General features: G+C 69.9%; 17 protein-coding genes and 2 pseudogenes. 13 read left to right on the top strand and 6 right to left on the bottom strand.

Features of this window, described 5'->3' with window-relative positions:
- Positions 1–62: 62 nt before the first annotated feature.
- Positions 63–539: pseudogene (locus DRB89_RS24950) on the bottom strand (alanine--glyoxylate aminotransferase family protein); the annotation flags it as partial.
- Positions 540–595: 56 nt separating this feature from the next.
- Here DRB89_RS24950 and DRB89_RS24945 point away from each other — a divergent pair.
- The 3 genes from DRB89_RS24945 to DRB89_RS24935 all read left to right on the top strand — a co-directional run bounded on the left by DRB89_RS24945 (position 596) and on the right by DRB89_RS24935 (position 3,568).
- Positions 596–2,182, top strand: coding sequence for a recombinase family protein (locus DRB89_RS24945; RefSeq protein ID WP_112453499.1), 1,587 nt, complete (start codon positions 596–598; stop codon positions 2,180–2,182).
- 649 nt (positions 2,183–2,831) lie between these two features.
- Positions 2,832–3,068 carry a hypothetical protein gene (locus DRB89_RS24940; RefSeq protein ID WP_162688710.1) on the top strand — a complete coding sequence of 79 codons (237 nt, stop codon included), beginning with the start codon at positions 2,832–2,834 and terminating at the stop codon, positions 3,066–3,068.
- 2 nt (positions 3,069–3,070) lie between these two features.
- A complete protein-coding gene (locus tag DRB89_RS24935) occupies positions 3,071–3,568 on the top strand; it encodes a hypothetical protein (RefSeq protein WP_112449293.1) in 498 nt (165 codons plus the stop codon).
- 1,156 nt (positions 3,569–4,724) lie between these two features.
- On the opposite strand, the gene DRB89_RS43125 is transcribed toward DRB89_RS24935, so the two are convergent.
- Complete coding sequence (locus tag DRB89_RS43125; protein ID WP_162688708.1) at positions 4,725–4,865, bottom strand: hypothetical protein; 141 nt, start codon at positions 4,863–4,865, stop codon at positions 4,725–4,727.
- A 707-nt stretch (positions 4,866–5,572) separates the two neighbouring features.
- Between DRB89_RS43125 and DRB89_RS24920 the strand changes: the two genes are divergently transcribed.
- From DRB89_RS24920 to DRB89_RS24890, 7 genes are all read left to right on the top strand, one after another.
- Entirely contained in the window at positions 5,573–5,989 is a 417-nt protein-coding gene (locus DRB89_RS24920) for a phage terminase small subunit P27 family (RefSeq protein WP_112449290.1), read from the top strand.
- A gap of 179 nt (positions 5,990–6,168) precedes the next feature.
- Positions 6,169–6,435 carry a hypothetical protein gene (locus DRB89_RS24915; protein WP_112449289.1) on the top strand — a complete coding sequence of 89 codons (267 nt, stop codon included), beginning with the start codon at positions 6,169–6,171 and terminating at the stop codon, positions 6,433–6,435.
- Positions 6,416–6,934 (top strand): DUF6879 family protein, encoded by a 519-nt coding sequence (locus tag DRB89_RS24910; protein WP_343234528.1) that lies wholly within the window; start codon positions 6,416–6,418, stop codon positions 6,932–6,934. Before DRB89_RS24915 ends, DRB89_RS24910 begins: the two co-directional genes overlap by 20 nt.
- A 12-nt stretch (positions 6,935–6,946) precedes the next feature.
- Positions 6,947–7,795: a helix-turn-helix transcriptional regulator gene (locus DRB89_RS24905; protein ID WP_112449287.1), complete on the top strand. Its 849-nt coding sequence runs from the start codon at positions 6,947–6,949 to the stop codon at positions 7,793–7,795.
- A 91-nt stretch (positions 7,796–7,886) separates the two neighbouring features.
- A complete protein-coding gene (locus DRB89_RS44870; protein WP_343234527.1) occupies positions 7,887–8,438 on the top strand; it encodes an ATP-binding protein in 552 nt (183 codons plus the stop codon).
- Positions 8,348–9,469: an adenosylhomocysteinase gene (locus tag DRB89_RS24895; protein WP_112449286.1), complete on the top strand. Its 1,122-nt coding sequence runs from the start codon at positions 8,348–8,350 to the stop codon at positions 9,467–9,469. Before DRB89_RS44870 ends, DRB89_RS24895 begins: the two co-directional genes overlap by 91 nt.
- A 4-nt stretch (positions 9,470–9,473) precedes the next feature.
- A complete protein-coding gene (locus DRB89_RS24890) occupies positions 9,474–10,016 on the top strand; it encodes an NUDIX hydrolase (RefSeq protein ID WP_112449285.1) in 543 nt (180 codons plus the stop codon).
- Positions 10,017–10,141: 125 nt separating this feature from the next.
- Here DRB89_RS24890 and DRB89_RS24885 read toward each other — a convergent pair.
- Positions 10,142–10,756 (bottom strand): annotated as a pseudogene (locus DRB89_RS24885) (aminotransferase class V-fold PLP-dependent enzyme); the annotation flags it as partial.
- 84 nt (positions 10,757–10,840) lie between these two features.
- On the opposite strand from DRB89_RS24885, the gene DRB89_RS24880 reads away from it, so the two are divergent.
- Both DRB89_RS24880 and DRB89_RS24875 read left to right on the top strand, forming a co-directional pair.
- Positions 10,841–11,935, top strand: coding sequence for an amidohydrolase family protein (locus DRB89_RS24880; RefSeq protein WP_112449284.1), 1,095 nt, complete (start codon positions 10,841–10,843; stop codon positions 11,933–11,935).
- Between the two features lie 283 nt (positions 11,936–12,218).
- Positions 12,219–13,262, top strand: coding sequence for an SCO1860 family LAETG-anchored protein (locus tag DRB89_RS24875; protein ID WP_239516322.1), 1,044 nt, complete (start codon positions 12,219–12,221; stop codon positions 13,260–13,262).
- 548 nt (positions 13,263–13,810) lie between these two features.
- Here the strand turns inward: DRB89_RS24875 and DRB89_RS24865 are convergent.
- The 3 genes from DRB89_RS24865 to DRB89_RS24855 all read right to left on the bottom strand — a co-directional run bounded on the left by DRB89_RS24865 (position 13,811) and on the right by DRB89_RS24855 (position 17,974).
- Positions 13,811–14,872 carry a tartrate dehydrogenase gene (locus tag DRB89_RS24865; RefSeq protein ID WP_112451465.1) on the bottom strand — a complete coding sequence of 354 codons (1,062 nt, stop codon included), beginning with the start codon at positions 14,870–14,872 and terminating at the stop codon, positions 13,811–13,813.
- A 70-nt stretch (positions 14,873–14,942) separates the two neighbouring features.
- On the bottom strand, positions 14,943–15,827 hold the full coding sequence (locus DRB89_RS24860; protein WP_112451464.1) for a LysR family transcriptional regulator: 885 nt from the start codon (positions 15,825–15,827) through the stop codon (positions 14,943–14,945).
- 8 nt (positions 15,828–15,835) lie between these two features.
- Complete coding sequence (locus tag DRB89_RS24855) at positions 15,836–17,974, bottom strand: SpoIIE family protein phosphatase (RefSeq protein ID WP_112463417.1); 2,139 nt, start codon at positions 17,972–17,974, stop codon at positions 15,836–15,838.
- Positions 17,975–18,160: 186 nt separating this feature from the next.
- Here DRB89_RS24855 and DRB89_RS24850 point away from each other — a divergent pair, with 186 nt between their 5' ends.
- On the top strand, positions 18,161–20,161 hold the full coding sequence (locus DRB89_RS24850) for a hypothetical protein (protein WP_112451462.1): 2,001 nt from the start codon (positions 18,161–18,163) through the stop codon (positions 20,159–20,161).

Genomic DNA, 20,161 nt, shown 5'->3' with positions numbered 1-20,161 from the left:
CCCTCGGGAAACGCCCGGCCGGGGTTTTCAGCGGCTCCCCGGCCCGGCGGCGTCCGCCCCCGTCAGGCGGACGGGGCCGCCGACCACGCCGCGGCCGCCGCCGCCAGGGCCCCGGCCGGGGGCAGCCCGAGAGCCGCCGCGAGGGCCGTCAGACAGGAGTCGACCGTCTCCGGGGAGGCCGCCGTGCCGTAGTGGTTGACCCGGACCATCTCCCGGGCCAGGGCGCCGCCGCCCGCCGCGAGGGGAGCCGCCGGATCGGCCGCCAGGGCCTTGGCCACCACCAGGGAGGCCTCCGGGACCCGGAGCGTCGTGGCCACCGGGGCGGCCGCCGCGACCCGGCCGACGTACGGGGCGATGCCCAGCGCCAGCGCGCCCGCGCGGGTCGCCGCCGCGGCGGCCGCGTGGCGGGCCGTCACCGCGGACAGGCCCTCGGCCGCGATCCGGTCCAAGCACGCCTCCAGCGCCAGCATCTCCAACTGCGCCGGAGCGTGCGGCAGCGCCCCCCGCCCCGCGTCGATCCAGCGCTCCTTCCAGTCGAGGTACCCCCCTAAAACACACATGCACGTGTGAGACAGGTCGGGTAAAGATGGACCGCATGATCACGAGTGAGTACGACGGATGTGGAAAGTGCCTGGTGGGGGTGCGTCGGCTCAGTCGCAAGACGGACGCGACGAACAGCCCTGAGCGTCAGATGAACCAGGTGCTGAGCGCCGTGGAGACCCTCGGCGGGCATGTCATCGCGTGGGCCGATGACTGGGAGGTCTCGGGCGCTACCGACCCGCTGACGCGTCCGGGGCTCGGGCCGTGGCTGCGTAACGAAGCCGGTCCGTACTCCGGCATCGTCGGGGCAGCCGTCGACCGGATCGGCCGCAACCAGCGGGACGTATTGAACACCGCGTACATGATCCACGAGTCGGGGCGGCTGCTGGTCACGTTCGGCCACGTCGGACCCTGGGACCTTGCTGACCCTAACGACGAGATGCGTCTGTCCATGGAGGCTTTCGGGGCTCAGATGGAGCTGCGGGCCATCCAGAAGCGCAACCGGGACGAGACGCTCCGAGCGCGGAGCGCAGGGCAGCCGCACCAGAAGAACTCCTACGGCTACCAGTTCGTTCGGCTCGTTCCCACGGGCAAGGTGGACCATGTCGACGTTGATCCCGTGGCGGCACTGATCATCCGGGACGTGGCGGAACGTATCCTCGCCGACGAAACAGACACCGTCACGTGCTCCACCGAGGCGGCCCGTCTGACGCGCGCCGGAGTGCTGTCCCCGGCGGACCACCGGGCGGTGATGTACGGACGCAGTCCCAAAGGCTCCCCGTGGCGGGCCAAGACGCTGAAAGGCATCCTCACCAGCGAGGCGGCTTTGGGGTTCCTCATGCACGGCGAGCGGGCCGTGCTCGGCGGGGACGGACACCCGGTACGGCTCGCAGACCCCCTCTGGGACCGTGCAACCCGTGACGCGCTGATAGCCAAGACCGCACCGAAGCGGAACCACAACGTCTCCCGCGCACCGAAAAGCGTCAACCTCCTTTCGGGACTGGCCTTCTGCGGAAACTGCGGTCAGCGCCTGTACGTGACGGGGCGCACCGGTGGCCCCATGGCTTACGCGTGCACGGGACGGGTTCGAGGCATACCGGCATCGTCGGCGTGTAAGCCTGCCCCGACCAGCTCGATTTCCCTGGCGAATGCCCATGTCGCAGGCTGGTTCCTTGCACACTATGGATCTCAGCAGGTCACCCGCCGCGAGTACGACCCTGGCACTGGATACGCGGCCCGCATCCTGGAGTTCGAGGCGGACCGGAAGCGACTCCGGGACGACCGTGCGGCGGGGTTGTACGACTCTGCTGATGACGCGGAGTGGTTCAGGACCAGGTACGCGCAGATGGGCCGTGAGATGGACGAACTCCGTGAGCTCCCGGAGCGTCCGGCTGGTATGCGCTCGGTACCGACAGGGAAGAGGGTCGAGGACCTGTGGCACTCTGCGCCCGATGATGCTGCCCGCAGGGAGATCCTGACGGAGTTCGAAGTGAGGGCGACCGTGTTCCCCCGAGCCGCCAAGCATCGAATCCGAGTGACCGGTCTCATCCCGGAGCAGCAAGCAGCGAAGCGCAAAGCGGCACACGAGCACGCGGAGGAGGCCGTGTTGGCCGAGCTTGAAGACACCCACACCGACCGCTGACAGCTACTCCTGAGCCCGAACGCCCCGGCTGGACCCAATGTGGACCGCCGGGGCTTTCTCATGCCCGCAGACAGGCGTCCAGGTCCGTTCTCGCCCCCGCTCGCCGGCTGCGCCCTCGGGGCTTGGGCTCCGGTTGTCCTACAGCGGGGCGAGCGGTGTTGGAGTGACGGTTACAACCGGTTTTTTAGTAACACGTAAAAAAATATAGAAGAAGAGAGACAGCCGTCTTCTTCGGCACCGCATCACCGGACGAGCCGTAGGCAAGCTCTGCTCCCCACTAGGACCGGGACAGCGAGCCGCTCGGAGGCATGGGCAAGGCTTGCTCTCCCCATGTGTCAGGAGGAAACCGGTTGCTTCGCGCGGGCGAGGGGAAACCTCCGCCTTCCACTAGTGCGAGCCCAGATGGCCGCCTCGTTCGGCACCGCATCACCCGAACCGTTCGACTGCGCAACCACCGAACTCCACGACCCAATAGAGAGAGGGACTACCGCGCACCCCACCGCAGAGTGAACGGCGGACCGAGTGCCCACTCTCCCGCGTTGGAACCCGCGCGCACTCCGCGTTCTAGCCCAACAACCGCATGAGACCGCTGCGCCCCTTTGGCAAGTCACGGGGGCTTTTCGCATGCCAGAAAACACCTGGAGTGATCGTGTACGACAACAGCAACCGGTACGGCTCAGTTGACCGCCAGACCAAGAAGGAACAGCGCCGCGCCGATGCGTGGAAGTGGAACGAGTCCATGGAGCGCGTCGCGTCGCTCCGCTCGTCCGACCCGGACGCGTACGACCGCATGGGACCGCTGATCCGCATCAGCCTCGGCCATTACGAGAACGACAAGAAGATTGCCGCGCAGTACGGGCGTGACGTGAACAAGGGAGGCAACTAATCATGTCTGCTGAGATCGAGAAGGCCGCTGCACAGGTCGCGAAGCTGCGAGCACAGGCGGAAAAGGTATCGGGTCCGCTCGCGGACGCTGAAGCGCTGTTGCAGGCAGCACAGGAGTCCGAATCCGCTCGGCGTGCTGAGCGTGCGATGGACTACAACCGTGAGGTGGTAGCGACGTACCGGGAGCGCGCGGAAGCCGTTACCGCATCCGCCGAGCCCGCTCAGCAGCAGTTCCTTGACGCACTGTCTGCCGAGCCGTGGTTCGCGGCTTACGTTGAATGCCGGGCAACCCGCCACAAGCGTGGACACGTCATGACCGAGGCCCAGCGGGCGCAGTCGGCATTGGGTGAGGTGTCCACCGTTCCCGAGCAGCGCTGGTACGGCTCGCGCCTCTTGGAAGACATCGTGTCGCACGCTGACAGGAAGGCTGAGGAACTGGCCGCCGAGTTCGACCAGGAACTGAGCGCCAAGCGGGACGCCTACATTGCGGGCAAGGACTAGCCGTGGCTGTTGACGCTCTTGACCCTGGACCGGAAGGGAACTACCCGTACTTCCCTCGCGACGTCATGGGTCGTCCGGTGTGGTCCGATGCCCCAACGGGCCTTCCCGTGGTGAATGGCGGGGCACCCATGCCGCGCGGAATTCAGCGGATGAAGGACCCTGGGCATCCTGGCCGGCTGGTGACTGTTGACGTGACGCCCCGGCATTCGAACGGGGAGCCGATCAACCCGCCCGTAAACTCTCGAAGGGTAGGCGATGCGACGTAAACCGGACGGCATGCCGTCCATTCCTCACTCGGCACGCGCGGTAGGTGCCGGACCGGGCTGGATTGATATTCGCCGCAGATTTCTCGCCATGTATCCAATGTGTCAAGTGTGCGGCGAGGGGCGGGCAGAATTGGTGCAGCATTTCCCTCGAACTCGGCAGCAGCTAACGGAAGATGGAACATCCAATCCGGATGCGCCGACTCATCTTCGGGGGGCGTGCACGTTCTGTCACTTCACAGCGTGAGAAGCGCCGGGAGATCCTCGCGCGGGGCAACAGTGCTGCCGCTCGGCTCCGCCGGATCGTCCGTAAGGCAGGCCGTTGGAAGTGCGTGCGCTGTGGTCGGCATGTCCTCGCGTCAGCCATCGACATAGACCACGTACAGCCGCTCGCGTTGGGCGGGACGGACACGGACGGGAACGTTCAGAGTCTGTGTCGCCCGTGCCATCGGCTCAAGACTCGCGAGGACTTCGGGGCCGCTGGTACCCCGTTCTGAGCACCGCCCCGTACCGGTCCTAACCAGGCCTGTACGGAGCGGAAGGGGTGCGGTGTAGCGGACATGGCGGGGTCAGGCACAAGTCGGATCGCAATGCTTTCGCACGCAATTGAGCCACGCGAAGAAGTTGGTCCTGTCCGGACAGTGCACGTGCATACAATTTGCACATTGGCTAGCCGGGGGATTGCCGTATGCATCCCCTCCCGTGTCATCCATTCTGAGCTTCATGGACCGCTGCTGATATTCCACGACTAGGCGAGCAAGCACACTCGCCTCATCGGATTCGGGCTCCTTAAGGCAGATTTGAGCCACTTGATGCGTATGGTCTTTACATGCAGCGGGACCGAGAGGTGCGACGTCTTCAATCATTGCGAGTGGGATTGAAATCCAGCTGATTCAGTCGAAAGTGAACTCGAACCGGTCGTCACGCTCTTCAACCTCTCGCACCATGCCGACAATTTGAATCGGTGCGCCGAGCGTGCCGCTTCGCAGCTTGCCGAGAAACTCGCTCGGGCTCTGAGTTCCGGATACGGACATCGTCTCTCCCTGGCTTGGTTCTACGAATTTACAACTCAAGGTATGCAGCCACACCTTGCGTGGCGAGCTGGACTGCTGCGAACGGGTGTTGCCGCCGATTCCGCTTGGAGGCGTATGCCTAGACGACCCCGCCCCCCGTGCTCGGTACCCGGCTGCCCTGAGCTCACCCGAGCCGGCGGACGCTGTGCCGAGCATGAGAGGGAGGCGAACGCGGACCGTGCTTCACGGGGTGCTGTCTATGACACACGGTGGCAGCGCATCCGCAGGGCCTACCTCTACAAGCATCCGTGGTGCGTGCTGTGTGGTCGCCTCGCGAACGTGGCGGATCACTTCCCGCTGTCCCGCAGGGAGTTGCTCGCACGGGGCGAGGCGAACCCTGACGGGCCGAGACATCTGCGCCCGTTGTGCGTCGCGTGCCACAACCGAGAGACCGCGAAGCATCAACCGGGCGGGTTCGCTGCGGAAGCGCGTTCGCGGCTCCAATCCGGCGAGCGTCCGCCGTTCTGACCAGGGGGGTACCCCCTTCCCCTCTCACGCCCGAGCGGCAGGGAGGCGCCGCCAGCATGCCGGGGCTGTGGACGTTTTTGGAGGCCCGCAGAGGGCCCGTAATCAGAGGGTGTGAATAGGTGGCAGACAGATATAGAACGAAATCAGCCGTCCAGCGGGCGCGGGAAGGTAACCCTTCAAAGACCGCAATCAAGGAAGGCGTGATTGTCCCGCGCGCCATCCTCACCGAGCCGGATTGGTCCGAGGTGTTCAAGTCCTCACCCGACCCCGAAGTTGAGCCGGCGAACGTCCGCTGTCGTGCTGTCGCGTCGGAGGAGTGGCGCCGGATCGTTCCGATCCTGGAAGTGGCAGCGGGGATCGGGGAGGTGGACCACACGACGGTCAAGGACCTGTGCGTGTGTGTCGCCCGCATCGACCAGGCGGAGCGGGACCTCTCCAAGCGCGGGCTGATCGTGACCGCCGAGCGTGGGACCGTGAAGAACGGCGCCGCCACGATCGCCGGTCAGTACCGCACGCAGCTCGCCCGATACATCCGCGAACTCGGACTGTCTCCGAGCGCCCGAACCAGCATCACCCTGCCGGAGCCCGAGGACGACGACTCGGACGTGTGGGACTAGCCCAGAGCACAACCCCACAACAGAGCCCCCGCGCTCGTCTCCTTCTCGGGGGCGGGTGCGGGGGCTTTCTGCATATGGCCTCAGCGCCGTCGCAGTGTCTGTATGCGCCCTTGCGCTGACCGGTCGGAGGGGTGAGGCTCGTGCACGTCGATGCAATCCATTCGGTAGAGGAGTGCTCAATGGCCCTAAAGTTCCTGGGGATTTGGCCGAACACCCCGGACGACGGATCGCCCACGATCTGGCTGGACGACACGACCGGCGACCTGATCATCCAGTCGTGGAAAGCCGACGAGCAGACCATTCGGCAGGCGCAGGAGGTCGGCTCGGTGCCCGGCCACTCCACGGACGTACCGGACCACGAGACCGTGATCCGGCTGCCTGCGAACATGCTCCAGTTCATCCCCCGCCCGGACAGTGAGGACAACGGTGGCAACAGCGGTACGTGAAGCACTCGCCAAGGCGCAGCGGTCAGCCATGCACCTTGAGATGCGGGACAGCTACATGCGGGATGACCCGGAGTTCATCCGCTGGCAGGAGGGGCACCGGTACGACCCTGCCGACCGCGAGTCGTGGTGGCGGTCGTGGCTGGACGTGGTGGCCGAGACGACCGGCCGAGGCGTGGTCATGCGGCGCCTGCGCGTCGTCTCCGAGCCGTTGAGTGACTACGTGCGGTACGAGTACGACGGCACGTTCTCGAATGTTGCAGCGGGGGAGGATGTGCGCTGGCTGCCGCGATCCCGTGCCCGTGATCTGTTGCTTCCCGTGCTGGACGGATGGGTTGTGGACGAGGAGACCGTGATCCTGCACCACTTCAGCGGCGAGGGTCAGTGGACCGGTCCGCGCATGGAGGTCCACCACGACCCGGCGTTGGCCACCCAGTACGCGACGGCGTACGAGGCGGCGTGGGAGCGGGCCGTCCCGCACGCGGAGTACCGGCCGGTCTGACGAATACGCACCATGGCTCTTTCTGCATACTCCAATGCCCAGCAAGCCCGGCAGGCTCTAGCGGATCGTCTCGCTGAGCTGTGCCGGGATGCCGGCCTGTCCGGGCGCGATATCGCCGAGCGCTGCGAGTGGCACCCGTCCAAGTCCTCTCGAATCATGAATGCCCGTACGCCCCCTTCCGCTGATGACATCCGGGCGTGGTGCCAGGCGTGCGGGGCCGAGGATCAGACCGAAGACCTGATTGCCTCGCTGCGGACTGCCGAGGGCATGTGGGTGGGATGGCGGCGCATGGAGCGGGCCGGACTCAAGCAGGCTCAGGAGGCCCGCCTACCGCTGTACCAGCGGACCCGCCGTTTCCGTTCGTACTCCTCGTGGCTGGTACCCGGCATGATCCAGACGCAGCCCTACACAACCGCAGCACTGCAAGCGATCCAGCGACGGCGCGGCCTGGTCGACGACGTGGCTGACGCGGTGGCCGCCCGGATGGAGCGACAGCGGGTCCTGTACGAGGGTGACCGGCGGTTCGCTTTCCTCGTGGAAGAGTCGGTGTTGCGGTGCGGGATCGGGGGCGCGGAGGTCATGACCGGGCAGCTTGGCCACTTGATCTCGATTGCCTCGCTTCCCAATGTGAGCTTGGGGGTCGTGCCCATGCGGCCGGATCGGGAGCGGTGGCCGGCTGAGGGGTTCTGGATCTACGACACCGCACAGGTCAACGTGGAGCTGATCTCTGGATACCTCACCCTGACGCAGCCGAGCGAGGTGGCCATGTACGCCGAGACGTTCACCGAACTGGCAGAGCTGGCCGTCTACGGCGCACAAGCGCGCGTTCTGATCACTTCTGCCATGAGCGCCCTCGGGTAATTGGCGTGCAACCCTGTGCAATCTCCTGTGAGTTGAGATTGTCATCTCCCTAGCGTTGTCATCGTCCGGCAGACGACGCGGAGGGTGCGGCATGGTGATGGCAGCGCAGCAGGAGACACCGCGGGTCAATCCGCTTTCACGGGACCGCTTCTATCTGCGAACGATCCGGGCGGTAGCCGGGGCGCGGGGCTTCACGCGGGCAACCCTGGAGGAATGGAAGCTGGACGGCCGCACGGAGGACATCGTTCAGTGCGTGAGTGAGCTGGCCGCGAACGCCGTCCTGCACGGGGTGCCGCCGGGGCGCGGCTTTTTGCTCCGGCTGGTGTGCGTCGAAGACGGCCTGCGCATCGAGGTGCACGACAGCGGCAGGCGTATGCCGCAGCCTCCGCAGACCAATGTGAGACGCGACGGGCGGGCGCGGGCTGGCTCTCGTCATGGCCCTCTCGGACTCGTGGGGCGTGCGCGAGCGGAATCCCGGCAAGGCCGTGTGGGCTCAGTTCAGCCGCTGACCTCTCGACTCGACCCCGTAACCACGACTGAAAAGGGGTTTCCATGGAAACAGCCGATCGCGCGCGGCTCGACACGTACTTTGGCAAGGTCGCCGAGGCGTTCATGCCGCACGAGCGTCCGTCCTCGCTGCTGATCACTCATCTGCTGCCCGAGCGGCCCGCGTTCGTCGGGGCCGTGGGCAAGGTGTCGCACCTGCGTGCCGTTCTGCCCAAGCCCAAGTCCATCCACGCGAGTGCCCGCCGGGAGATTGAACGAACGGTGGCGTGCGACGAGCTGTCCCGCGACATGTTCAGCGACCCCGACACCGCCGTGACGTACCTGGAGACCAGGGCAGCCGGCGAGAGTGTCGTGTTGCTCGACGTTGGCGGGTACTTCGCTCCCTCGCTGGACGCGCTGTGTGAACGGTTCTCGGGAACCATCCTCGGAGTGGTCGAGGACACCGAGAACGGTCACAAGCGCTATGCCGAGCGGGACAAGCTGCCGTGCCCGGTCGTTTCGGTGGCCCGGAGCCCGCTCAAAGATCCGGAAGACTTCTTGGTCGGGCAGTCCGTGGTGTTCTCCGCCGAAGCGCTGTTGAGGCAGCGCGGGGACATCCTGCACGGGCGTCCGGCTCTGGTCCTCGGGTTCGGCAAGCTCGGGTCCAGCATCGCCCGTCTGCTGCACGTCAAGGGTGTGCGGGTCATCGTCTACGACATCGACCCTGTGCGGCGTGCACAGGCCATGTCACAGGGTTTCGAAGTGGCCCGGGACCGAGACCAGGCCATAGCCACAGCCGGACTCGTCCTCTGCGCAACAGGGTCACTGTCCCTGCGCGGCGAGGACTTCCCGCAGCTCAAGAACGGGGCCTACGTGGCGACCGTGACCAGCTCGGAAGACGAGTTGGAGTTGAGCGGACTGCCCTCGGGCTACATCCGGGACAGCGCCGGCGAGCACGTGAGCCGCTACAGCACGACCGGGCATTACTTCTATCTGCTGAACGGGGGCGAGGCGGTCAACTTCATCCACGGCGCGAGCGTTGGACCGTTCATCTTCCTCGTTCAGGCCGAGATCCTCGCAGGCGCGGCCATGCTGGCTCGCGGCGGGCTGGATGCCGCCATGTACGAGGTGCCCACCGCAGACCGGGAAGCCATCGCGGCGACCTGGCTCCACTACTACAACAGGTGATCGAATGCCCATCACGGCAGACCACATCCGCACGACCCTCGCCGAGTACGCCGATGCGCACCCCGAGGACAAGCACGCGCTCGCCCCTCTGGCCGAGCTCCTGGACCAGGATGCAGACGTGACTAGCCGGAAGGAGTTCCGTGGGCACGTCACGGCGGGCGCTGTGCTCGTCAACGACCGGGGCGAGGCGCTGTTCATCCATCACAACGCGCTCGACAAGTGGCTGACCCCGGGCGGGCACCTTGAGCCCGAGGACGTGAACCTGTTGGGCGCAGCGCTCCGCGAACTGGTCGAGGAGACGGGCGTGACGCTTAGCCTCGCCCCCGTTCAGGCGACGCCCGTGCACATCGACGTGCACCCGATCCCGGCGAACGATGCCAAGGGCGAGGGCGCCCACTGGCACGCGGACTTCCGGTACGTCTTCCGTGCTACCGGCGACCAGGCCGTGACGCTCCAAGAGGAGGAAGTAAGCGGCTACGCGTGGCGCAGCGTGGACACGATCGCTGATGAGACGCTGCGGGCGCGAGTCGTCGCAGCGCTCCGATAGTCCCGCCTCACGCCCTCGGCCCGAACAGCAAAAAGCCCCGTTCGCCTGCCACTTCGTTCGGCAGGTGGGCGGGGTCTTACGTCGTGTCTCGGGGTGCGGCTAGGGTGTGTTTAGAGCGGGTACCTGTCGAGGAGCGAGAGGTACGAGCGGCGGGGCGCCGAGCCGTTCGCGGCGAAGCGGGCCCACGCCCGGTCCGACACCGACACGGCCGAGACGCCCGCCGGGCCGCCCATCGCCTTCTGCGCGCCGATCACGCACAGGTCCACGCCCCACTCGTCGGGCAGCAGCGGCTCCGCGCCCACCGAAGCCACCGCGTCCAGCATGAACAGCGCCCCGTGGGCCCGTACCGCCTCGCCGATCTCCGCGACCGGGTTGGTGTTCCCGGTGGCCGCTTCCGCGTGGACCAGCGAGACGAAGTCGATCTCCGGGTGCGTGTCCAGGGCGGCCGCCACCTGCGCGCCGCCGACGGCGGTGTCGAAGGGGACCTCCAGGTCCACCACGGTCGCCCCGCAGTCGCGCAGCCAGTTGCCGAAGGTGGTCCCGTAGGGGCCGGTGACCACGTTCAGCGCGGTGGAGCCGGGCCGCGCACCCGACCGGATGCAGCCCTCCAACGGCAGCAGCGCCTCGCCCTGCGTGATCACCACGTCCGCCCGGGTGCCGAGCAGCTCCGCGACCCCGCGCTCGATCGACGCGAACCGCGCGGCGGTGAGGGGCGGAAGGTCAAGGAGGGGGTGGTTCACGGCGGCGCTCTCTTCGTCCGGGGTCGTCCGGGATCGTCCCGAGTGACCTGGAGAGCCTACCGAGCACGCACGTACAGTGCCGACATGAGCGACGACAGCGGTGTGCTGCATGTGAAGGGGCGGGTGCTGGTCGGACCCGAGGAGGTGCGGGACGAGCTCTGGGTGATCGGCGGCCGGGTCTCCTACGAGCGCCCGCGCGGGCCCGCGGACACCACCGAGATCACGGGCTGGGTGCTGCCCGGACTGGTGGACGCCCACTGTCACGTGGGGCTCGACGCGCACGGCCCCGTCGACGCGGACACCGCCGAACGCCAGGCGCTGACCGACCGCGACGCGGGCACCCTCCTCATCCGCGACGCCGGATCTCCGTCCGACACGCGCTGGATCGACGACCGCGAGGACCTGCCGAAGATCATCCGGGCCGGGCGGCACATCGCCCGGAGCCGCCGCTACATCCGCAACTTCGCCCACGAGATCGAGCCCGCCGACCTCGTCGAGTACGTGGGCCGCGAGGCGCGGCGCGGGGACGGCTGGGTCAAGCTGGTCGGCGACTGGATCGACCGCGAGGTCGGCGACCTGACCGCCTGCTGGCCGCGCGCCGAGGTGGAGGCCGCCATCGCCGAAGCGCACCGGCTCGGCGCGCGGGTCACCGCGCACTGCTTCGCCGAGGACTCCCTGCGCGACCTGGTCGAGGCGGGCATCGACTGCGTCGAGCACGCCACCGGGCTCACCGAGGACACCATCCCGCTGTTCGCGGAGCGCGGCGTCGCGATCGTCCCCACCCTCGTGAACATCGCGACCTTCCCGAAGATGGCGGCCGGCGGCGAGGCCAAGTTCCCCGGCTGGTCGGCGCACATGCGCAGACTCCACGAGCGGCGCTACGACACCGTCCGGTCCGCCTACGACGCGGGCATCGGGGTCTACGTCGGCACCGACGCGGGCGGCTCCCTCCCGCACGGCCTGGTCGCGGCCGAGGTCGGCGAGCTCGTCAAGGCCGGCATCCCGCCGCTCCAGGCCTTGTCGGCGACGACGTGGGCGGCGCGCGCATGGCTCGGCAGGCCGGGCCTGACCGAGGGGGCGCCGGCCGACCTGGTCGTCTACGCGAGCGATCCGCGGGCCGACGTACGGGCGCTGGCGCGGCCCTCGCGGGTGGTGGTGAACGGCAGGGCGGTGGCCTGAGCGCCGGGTTGACGGGGCGTGACGCCGACGGCCGCACGGTCGTTGTGCACGCCCTTCCCGGGGGAGGGTGTCCGCAATGCCTGGGGTGGGTGAGAACTCCCGTTCCGCAAGAGGTGTATTGATTCGAACCCATGCATGGAAACCACCCTTTGGGGTGAACTCACGCCGGGTTGGCACCCGTTCACTCTCAGTGCGTAAAGATTCCGGGGTCGAGGCCGTCGGCGCGCGCAATGTCCCCCATTGGCGGCGCGACGGCTCCCATCTCCCTGGGGGTTCCACCAACTTGAACAGCAACACCTTCCGCATGCCCGTGGCCGCGCTGTTCGCCACGGGAGCGGTTGCCCTGCTCGCCGCTCCGCCCGCCTCCGCCACCGGTTCCCACCCGGGCGAGGGCAAGGCCAGTGCCGTCGTCCTGCGCACCGGACTGGACGTGCGCCTGCTCAACAAGACCGTGCAGATCCCGCTGAAGGCGACCCTCAACGAGGTGAGTGCCCCGGCGGACGCGGCGAAGACGGCGCTGACGGTCACCCTCGACGGGGTCGAGGGCGGCCGGCCGGTGAGCGTCCTGCGCGCCGATGTCGCCACCTCCAAGGCCACCGCGGACAAGAGCCGGGCCGAGGCCGAGGCGAACCTGGCCAAGGCCCGCGTACACGTGCCGGGCCTGCCCGCCCTCTCCCTCATCGAGGTGGAGAAGGTCACCTCCAAGGCCGTCTGCGCGGCGGGCGAGAAGCCGGTCGCCACCTCGAACGTCCTCGGCGCGGTGACCGTCCTCGGCAAGAGGGTCACGCTCTCGGCGGGGGGCCCGACCAAGGTCGAGGTGCCGGAGGTCGGGCTGGTCAGCCTGGAGCTCTCCGCCACCGAGACCACCTCCACGACGGCCGCCGCGACCGCGCTGCGGCTCAAGGTGTCGGTGAACCCGCTCCACCTCAACGTCGCGGAGGTGGACGGCGAGGTCGTGCTCGCCGACCGGCGCGGCGCGGGCCTCGTTCATGGCGTACGCGTGGAGCGGCCGCGGGAACCAGAGCACGGGGCCGCGGCGCGGGGGGTGGACCCGGGCCTGTTGGGCGCCGACGCGGTAGGCGAAGCGGCGCCAGATCGCGGAGAACCGCGCGTTGAAGCCGGCGGGGGCCGCGAAGGCCTGCCACACCCGTGCGTCGTGCGGCGGCCGCCCGGCGAGGCGCCCGCCGGCTTCAACGCGCGGTTCTCCGCCCGCGGTTGTGGCCGGCGCCGGTGGGGGAGAGTGCACGTGCGGTGTTCGTCGGCGTGGCCGCGTCCCCGTGCGGGAGGATGCCCCGATTACGGATGGGGGCGAGGGCGGGGGTGGTGAGGGCGGCGGAGGCGGGGGAAGCGGTGGGGAGGGGTCGCTGGTGGGTGCGCATGGCCCGGTGGCCTTTCGTACGGTGAGGAGGAGGGCAGCGCGATTCCCGGACGCGGCGGGCTTCGGTCGTCGGTCCTGACGGCCGGGGTGCGGCTCCGGAAGGGAGCCGTCCGGAGGCGGCCGCGCCGTGCACCGCCGGACGCGCGCCGCGGCCGGGCCCCTGTGTGTCGGGGCCGGGCGGGCGGCGGGCGCGGGCGGTCGGCGGGCGGAGCCCGGAGGTCAGGCGTGCGTCACGGGCATACGGTGGCGGCCGCGCGGCCGGCACCGTGCGATCCGGGACACCGGGATCACGTCGTAGCGCGCGGGGGGAACGAAGGCGGCGGTGCGGTGACGGCACATGGCCCGGTTCCCCTTTCCCCAACTCGGCGACGGACGCGCCGTGATGTGCTGCGGCGCATGAAGGCGAGTGTAATGAGCCCGGCCTGCCGGGGCACCGGATTATTCGCCCGGCAGGCCTCTCCCGGCCGTCTCGGCGGGACCGGCGGGACCGGCGCCCGTCAGAGGTGGCGCAGGACGGCGGCGGTGAACTCGGTGGTGGAGGCGCGGCCGCCGAGGTCGCGCGTGCGCACGGGGGTGGTGGCGAGCACGCGGGCGATGGCGCCGGTGATGTCGGCCGCGGCCCCGGGGTGGCCGAGGTGGTCGAGCATCATGGCGGCGGACCAGATCGCGCCGATCGGATTGGCGATGCCCTGCCCGGCGATGTCGGGGGCCGAGCCGTGGACCGGCTCGAACATGGAGGGGTGCTCGCCCTCCGGGTTGAGGTTGGCGGACGGTGCGATGCCGATGCCGCCGGCCACCGCAGCCGCGAGGTCGCTGAGGATGTCCCCGAACAGGTTGGAGGCGACGACGACGTCGAAGCGGGCGGGGTCGAGGACGAACTTGGCCGCCAGCGCGTCGATGTGCTCCTGGTTCCACTCGACCGCGGGGTGCGCGGCGGCACGCTCGGCCACCAGCTCGTCCCAGAACGGCATGGTGTGCACGATGCCGTTGGACTTCGTGGCCGAGGTGAGGGGGCCGCCGCGCCGTTCGGCGAGGCGGAAGGCGTAGTCGAGGACCCGGGTCACTCCCGCCCGGGTGAACACGGCTTGCTGCACGGCCATCTCGTCGGGACGCCCGCGGTTCATCCGGCCGCCGATCTCGCTGTACTCGCCCTCGGTGTTCTCCCGTACGACCACGAAGTCCACCTCGCCGGGCACGGCCGCGCGCACGGGGCTGGGCAGGCCGTCGAACACGCGGATCGGGCGGAGGTTGACGTACTGGGCGAAGGCCCGGCGGATCGGGATGAGCAGCCCCCACAGGGACACGTGGTCCGGCACGCCCGGGTGGCCGACCGCGCCGAGCAGGATCGCCTCGTGGCGGCGGAGCCGGTCCAGACCGTCCTCGGGCATCATCGATCCGAGGCGCAGGTACCGCTCGCAGGACCAGTCGAACTCCTCGTAGGCGAAGGTGATGCCGTGGCGGTGCCCGAGGGTGTCGAGGACCTCCCGTGCCGCCGGGAGGACTTCGGTGCCGATGCCGTCACCGGGTATGAGGGCGATGCTGTGGTGCGTCGTGGTCATGGCTCGCATTCCAGCAACCGGGCGCCGTCCGGGTCCAACACGTATCCCCGATGTGCCTCATAGGCTGCTCCTATGGGTCGGGGACGGGGACGGCGATCTCCAGGAAGGCGCGGGCGGCGGGCGTCAGCCGCGCCTTGCGGCTGACCAGGACGTTGTGCTGGAGGGAGGCCGGTTCCAGGTCGAGGACGAGGGCTCCGGCCCGCCTGGACAGGTCGGCCCAGGACTCCGTGACCACCGCGAGTCCGACGCCCCCGAGCACCAGGGGCAGGAAGGCCATGCGGTGTTCGCTCTCCACCGCGATGCGGATGTCGATGCCGCGCTCCGCCAGGTCGTCGACGTAGGCGCGGATCCCGGTCCCCCGCTGCCCGACGATGAGCCGCTGCCCCTGGAGCTGCTCGCGCCGCACCGCCGTTCCGGCCGGGAAGGGGCCGTCCGCCGGGGTGACCAGGACGAGCCTGTCGTCTCCGACGTGGTGCGCGAAGACGTCCCGGCTCGACAGCGGCGCCGGGGTGGTCAGCAGTCCCAGTTCGCAGCCTCCCGTGCGCACCGTCTCGACCACGTCCTCGCGGGTGAGGGCCAGGCGCAGGCTGAGCGAAACCGCCGGATGACGCTCGGTGAAGTGCCGGATCATGGTGCTGAGGGGTTCGACCGTGGGTGAGGCCATCGCGGCGATCTCCAGGCGCCCGGCCCGCAGCTCGCTGACGGCGCCGACGCTGGCCCTGGCCAGTTCCAGGGCGTGCAGGGCCTCCCGTGCCCGTGGCACCAGTGCACCGCCGGCCTCGGTCAGGACCACCCTCCTGCCCAGCCGGTGGAACAGGGTGTCGCCGAGGTCGCGCTCCAGGGCCTGGATGGCCTGGGACAGGGAAGGTTGCGACACGTAGAGTGCCGCGGCCGCGCGGTTGAAGCCGCCCTGGTCCACGATGGCGAGGAAGTACGTCAGCTGCCGGAAGTCCACGGTTCAGCCTACGGGGTGCCGTCCATCGCCTGCTCCGTCCAGATGGTCTTGCCGTCGGGGGTGAACCGGCTGCCCCAGCGGTCGGTGAGCTGGGCGACGAGGAACAGGCCCCGCCCGCCCTCGTCCGTCTCCCGTGCGCGGCGCAGGCGCGGCTGGGTGCCGCTGGGGTCGGACACCTCGCAGACGAGCACCCGGTCGCGGATCAGCCGGAGCCCGACCGGGCCGCCCGCGTAGCGGATGGCGTTGGTGACGAGTTCGCTGGCGACGAGCTCCGTCACGAAGCCCAGTTCGTCCAGTTGCCAGTCGGACAGCTGGCCCACCACCAGTTCGCGGGCGTGCGCCACGCGGGACAGGTCGGCTTCGATCTGCCACTCGGCGACCTGGTCGGACGAGAGCGCGCGGGTGCGGGCGAGGAGCAGCGCGACGTCGTCGGTGGGCTCCGGGTCCAGCACCTTGTCGCAGATGACCTGGCTGATCTCGCCCAGGGGCCGGCCGGGGCCGGCGCCGGCGAGCGAGCTCCGGAGTCTTTCGAGCCCCTCCTCGATGTCAGCGCCGCGGCGCTCCACGAGGCCGTCCGTGAAGAACGCCAGCAGGCTGCCGGGTCGCACCTCGAACTCCGTCACCTCGAAGGGCATGCCGCCGACGCCCAGCGGTGGTCCCGGCACCATCTCCAGGAAGAACGGCTCCTCCCCCGGTGGCAGCAGGGCCGGCGGCGGATGCCCCGCGGTGGCGGCGGCGCACCGCCTGGTCACCGGGTCGTAGACGGCGTAAAGGCACGTCGCTCCGAGCACCGCGGGCTCCGCGCGGGACTCGCCGGCCATCTGCTCGTTGGAGAAGCCGAGCACCAGGTCGTCCAGGTGCGTGAGCAGCTCCCCAGGATCCAGATCGAGGTCGGCCAGGGTCTGCACGGCGGTCCGCAGCCGTGCCATGGCCGCGGTGGCCTCGAGTCCGTGCCCGACGACGTCGCCGACGACGAACGCGACGCGCAGGGACGGCAGCGGGATCACGTCGAACCAGTCCCCGCCGACCCCGGCGCCGCCGCCCGCCGGCTGGTAGATCCCCGCGGTGTCGGCGGCCGCCGTGTTCAGGACGGAGTGCGGCAGCAGGCTTCGCTGCAGGGCCACCACCGACCGGTGCTCCTTCGTGTAGCGGCGCGCGTTGTCCACGCCGAGGGCGGCCCTCGAGGCGACGTCGTGCAGGACGGCGGCGTCCTCCTCGTCGAACGCGGCGGGCAGCTGGCTGCGCCAGACCGTGACGCAGCCGAGGATCAGGCCCCGTGCGTAGAGCGGCACCGCCACGGAGGAGTGGGCCCCGCTCGGGACGAACTGGCGCAGGGTCTCGGGGTCCACCCCGAGCGTCGCGCGCAGGACGGCGACGTCGGGCACCAGGACCGGCCGTCCCTCCATGAGGGGGCGCATGACCTCGGCGTCCGGGACGGGCGGGAGCGCCTCTCCGACGGGCAGGAGGTCCTCCGCGGAGATCCCCGGGCTCTGCGCGGTCGCGGTCCGGCGCAGGCGGACTTCCCCGCTGGTGTCGTGGTGCGGCGGCTCGTCGCCCACCAGCACCGGCTCGGCGAGGTCCACGGTCGCCAGGTCGGCGAAGTCGGGGACGAGGAGGTTCACGAGGATCTGGGCCATGTCCGTCACGTCCAGGGAGGCCCCGATGCTCGCGGCGGCCGCGTGGGACAGCGCGGTCCGGCGGCCCTCCGCGTCGGACGCGGCGGCCTCCACCGCCGCCGCCGCCGCGTCGGACGCCGCCGGGGTGCGCGTCGGTTCGACCAGGACGAGCCACCGCGCCCCGGCGTCGCGATCGCCTCGGGTGTGGGCCGTGAGCCGGACGAGCGTGCAGTCCAGGGGGATGCTCTGACCTGCGTGTTCACCACCGGTGATGGTCGTGCGGGTCGTGCGGGTCGTGCCCGCCGTACGCGTCGTGCCCGTCGTACGGCGCCCGGCCGGTCCCGGCTCGGTTCCGGCGCGCGACAGGAGCTCCAGCAAGGGGGCGCACAGCTGCCCCGGGGAGCACTCCAGCAGGGTCGCGGCCGACTCCGAGCGGGCGATCACCACGCCTTCGGCGTTCAGTACGACCGCCGCCGTCTCGCCGGCGGGCACCGAGGCCGGCTTCGGGCCGCGCTCCTCCGGTTCACGCATGTCGCCTCCACGCACCGTGACCTTCAGTATCGTCCCGGAGGGGAGACCCGGCGACCCGCACCGCGCGTGCGGGACGGACGGCCGGCGACCCGAAAACCAATCAAGGAGCGGAAACCCCTGTCTGAGTCCGGCTCCGGATGGCAGGCTCTACTCCTCGAAGCGTTGTCCTGGGGGGGATCACACGTGATGGAGCCGGGTACGGGCATGGGCCTGCGGGGCCGCAGCGGCATCCTGTCGCTGGTCGACTCGTGCCTGAAGGAGAGCCCGGCGGCCGAAAGGCCCCTGACCATGCTCCTCGGCCCGGCCGGCAGCGGAGCCAGCGAGGCGCACAGCGCGCTCATGGAACGCTTCGGGCCCGACTACCCCTTCGCCTTCGTCAACTTCGGCGGGGCCCAGTCCCTGCTGCCGCGCTACGCCCTCGGACTCCTGGCCCGCCAGCTCGAACGCAAGCTGCCCCGGTACGGCCGCTCCCACTTCCCACTGCTCAGCCTCGGCCTGCTCGCCTCCGACCAGGAGCTGCGCATGCGCAGCCTCGCCGAGGGCCGGCGCGCGGTGCAGCAGCAGCTCGACCGGTTCCAGGAGGAGAACGAGGCCCGGCACGGCGACTACCTGGCCGCCTTCTTCGAAGTGGGCATGGGCGCGGTCGGCATGCCCGAAGGCGCCTCCAGCGCCGCCCTCGCCCTCTTCCAGGACGCCCTGCGGCGCGGCCGGCGCACCATGCCCGGGCTGCTCGGCGGCAGACTGGGCAACCGGCTCACGGCCGGGGCCCAGTGGTACGGGCGCCACCCCATGACCCGAAGCGCGGACCCCATGGAAGCCCTCGTGGAGCTCAACCTCTGGCGCCACGAGGGGGACGAGAACGAGCAGGAGCGGCTCGACCTCGTCCTCTTCTCGGCCTTCCTCGAAGACCTCCGGCGCAACACCGCCCGCAATTTCATGCCCCGCTCCTACCTGCTGCTCCTGGACAACTCCCACACCGAGTACGGCCGCCGCTTCCTCGACCTGCTGCTGCGCTCCCGGCACGACCAGACGGTCGTGGCCGGGCACGCCAGCGACCCGCTGACCGTCGTCGCCAGCTCCAACCGCTGGCTGCCCCGCTGGGGTCCGGCCACCGGGGACTCCTGGCCCTGGCAGCTGCGCGGCCCCGACCGTGCCTCCCTGGCCGACTGGAGAACCCACCGGCCGCCCCGCGACAGCGAGGACAGCTGGTGGTACCCGTTGCGCCTGCGCGACCTCAACCTGGACGAGGTGCGGATCCGGATAGAGCTCCAGCTCGGCGGGAACAGCGACCTGGCCCCGCTGACCCGGCTCACCCCCTTCGTGCACCGGCTCACCGGAGGGCTGCCGCGCGCCGTCCACCAAGTCCTCGACGTGCTGCGCCAGGCCGGGCCGCCCCCGGACTCGGGCCCCCAGCAGGACCGCTGGCTGCGCACCCTGCCCGACCGGCCGCTGCGCACCGGGGAGCACTCGGCCACCCTCGCCGACACCGCCCTCGGCCATCTCCTGCGCGATTTCGACCCCACCCGGCGCGCGGCCCTCGCCGAGTGCGCCGCCGCCCGGGACTTCTCCGTCGCCACCCGGCTGCTCAGCCCCGACGACTCCCTGTTCGGCGACGTCCGCGCGCGCTGGCTGCTGACCGGGCCCGTCGCCGTCGTCCCCGTACTCCATCCCTGGCTGCGCCGGCTGCTCCTGTGGCGGCTGGCCGCCCGCCCGGACGGGTGGGACGCCGCGCACGAGCTCCTCGCGGAGTACTACCGCGACGAGGGCAAGCCGGTGCAGGAGATGTACCACCAGCTCGCCCTCGGCAGGACGGAGGAGGTCACCGCCCACCTGACCCGGCGCTTCGCCGCCGTACCGGCCGGGCAGTGGATCTCGGAGTTCGACACGATCACCGCCGCTCCCAACCGCCTCCCCGCCGACGGCGGACCCCTCGAGCTCCTCGGCCGGCTCGTCCCGCGCCGGCCCGGGCGCGTCGTGGACACCGAGTCCGTGATCCACACCCTGGTGACCACTCGCTGGGTGTGGAGCGATCCGCTCGCCGACCCCGCCATGCGGCTGGGCGACATCATCGCCGACGGCTACACCCAGCTGTCCCAACTGCGGAGGAACGACATCGTGGCCCTGTTCAACGAGTCGGAGCGGTACCGTCACTGGCGCGATCCGCAGACCGCCGGCTGGGAGGCCTGA

Source organism: Streptomyces sp. ICC4 (assembly GCF_003287915.1).
GTDB lineage: Bacteria > Actinomycetota > Actinomycetes > Streptomycetales > Streptomycetaceae > Streptomyces > Streptomyces tritrimontium.
The sequence above is the reverse complement of the archived record's forward strand: the minus strand, read 5'-3'. Positions and strand labels throughout refer to the sequence as shown.

Coding starts and splice junctions, on each gene's coding strand:
- DRB89_RS24945 (WP_112453499.1), top strand. CDS start 596: ATGATCACGAGTGAGTACGACGGATGTGGAAAGTGCCTGGTGGGGGTG.
- DRB89_RS24935 (WP_112449293.1), top strand. CDS start 3,071: ATGTCTGCTGAGATCGAGAAGGCCGCTGCACAGGTCGCGAAGCTGCGA.
- DRB89_RS43125 (WP_162688708.1), bottom strand. CDS start 4,865: ATGTCCGTATCCGGAACTCAGAGCCCGAGCGAGTTTCTCGGCAAGCTG.
- DRB89_RS24915 (WP_112449289.1), top strand. CDS start 6,169: ATGGCCCTAAAGTTCCTGGGGATTTGGCCGAACACCCCGGACGACGGA.
- DRB89_RS24905 (WP_112449287.1), top strand. CDS start 6,947: ATGGCTCTTTCTGCATACTCCAATGCCCAGCAAGCCCGGCAGGCTCTA.
- DRB89_RS44870 (WP_343234527.1), top strand. CDS start 7,887: ATGGTGATGGCAGCGCAGCAGGAGACACCGCGGGTCAATCCGCTTTCA.
- DRB89_RS24895 (WP_112449286.1), top strand. CDS start 8,348: ATGGAAACAGCCGATCGCGCGCGGCTCGACACGTACTTTGGCAAGGTC.
- DRB89_RS24890 (WP_112449285.1), top strand. CDS start 9,474: ATGCCCATCACGGCAGACCACATCCGCACGACCCTCGCCGAGTACGCC.
- DRB89_RS24880 (WP_112449284.1), top strand. CDS start 10,841: ATGAGCGACGACAGCGGTGTGCTGCATGTGAAGGGGCGGGTGCTGGTC.
- DRB89_RS24865 (WP_112451465.1), bottom strand. CDS start 14,872: ATGACCACGACGCACCACAGCATCGCCCTCATACCCGGTGACGGCATC.
- DRB89_RS24855 (WP_112463417.1), bottom strand. CDS start 17,974: ATGCGTGAACCGGAGGAGCGCGGCCCGAAGCCGGCCTCGGTGCCCGCC.
- DRB89_RS24850 (WP_112451462.1), top strand. CDS start 18,161: ATGGAGCCGGGTACGGGCATGGGCCTGCGGGGCCGCAGCGGCATCCTG.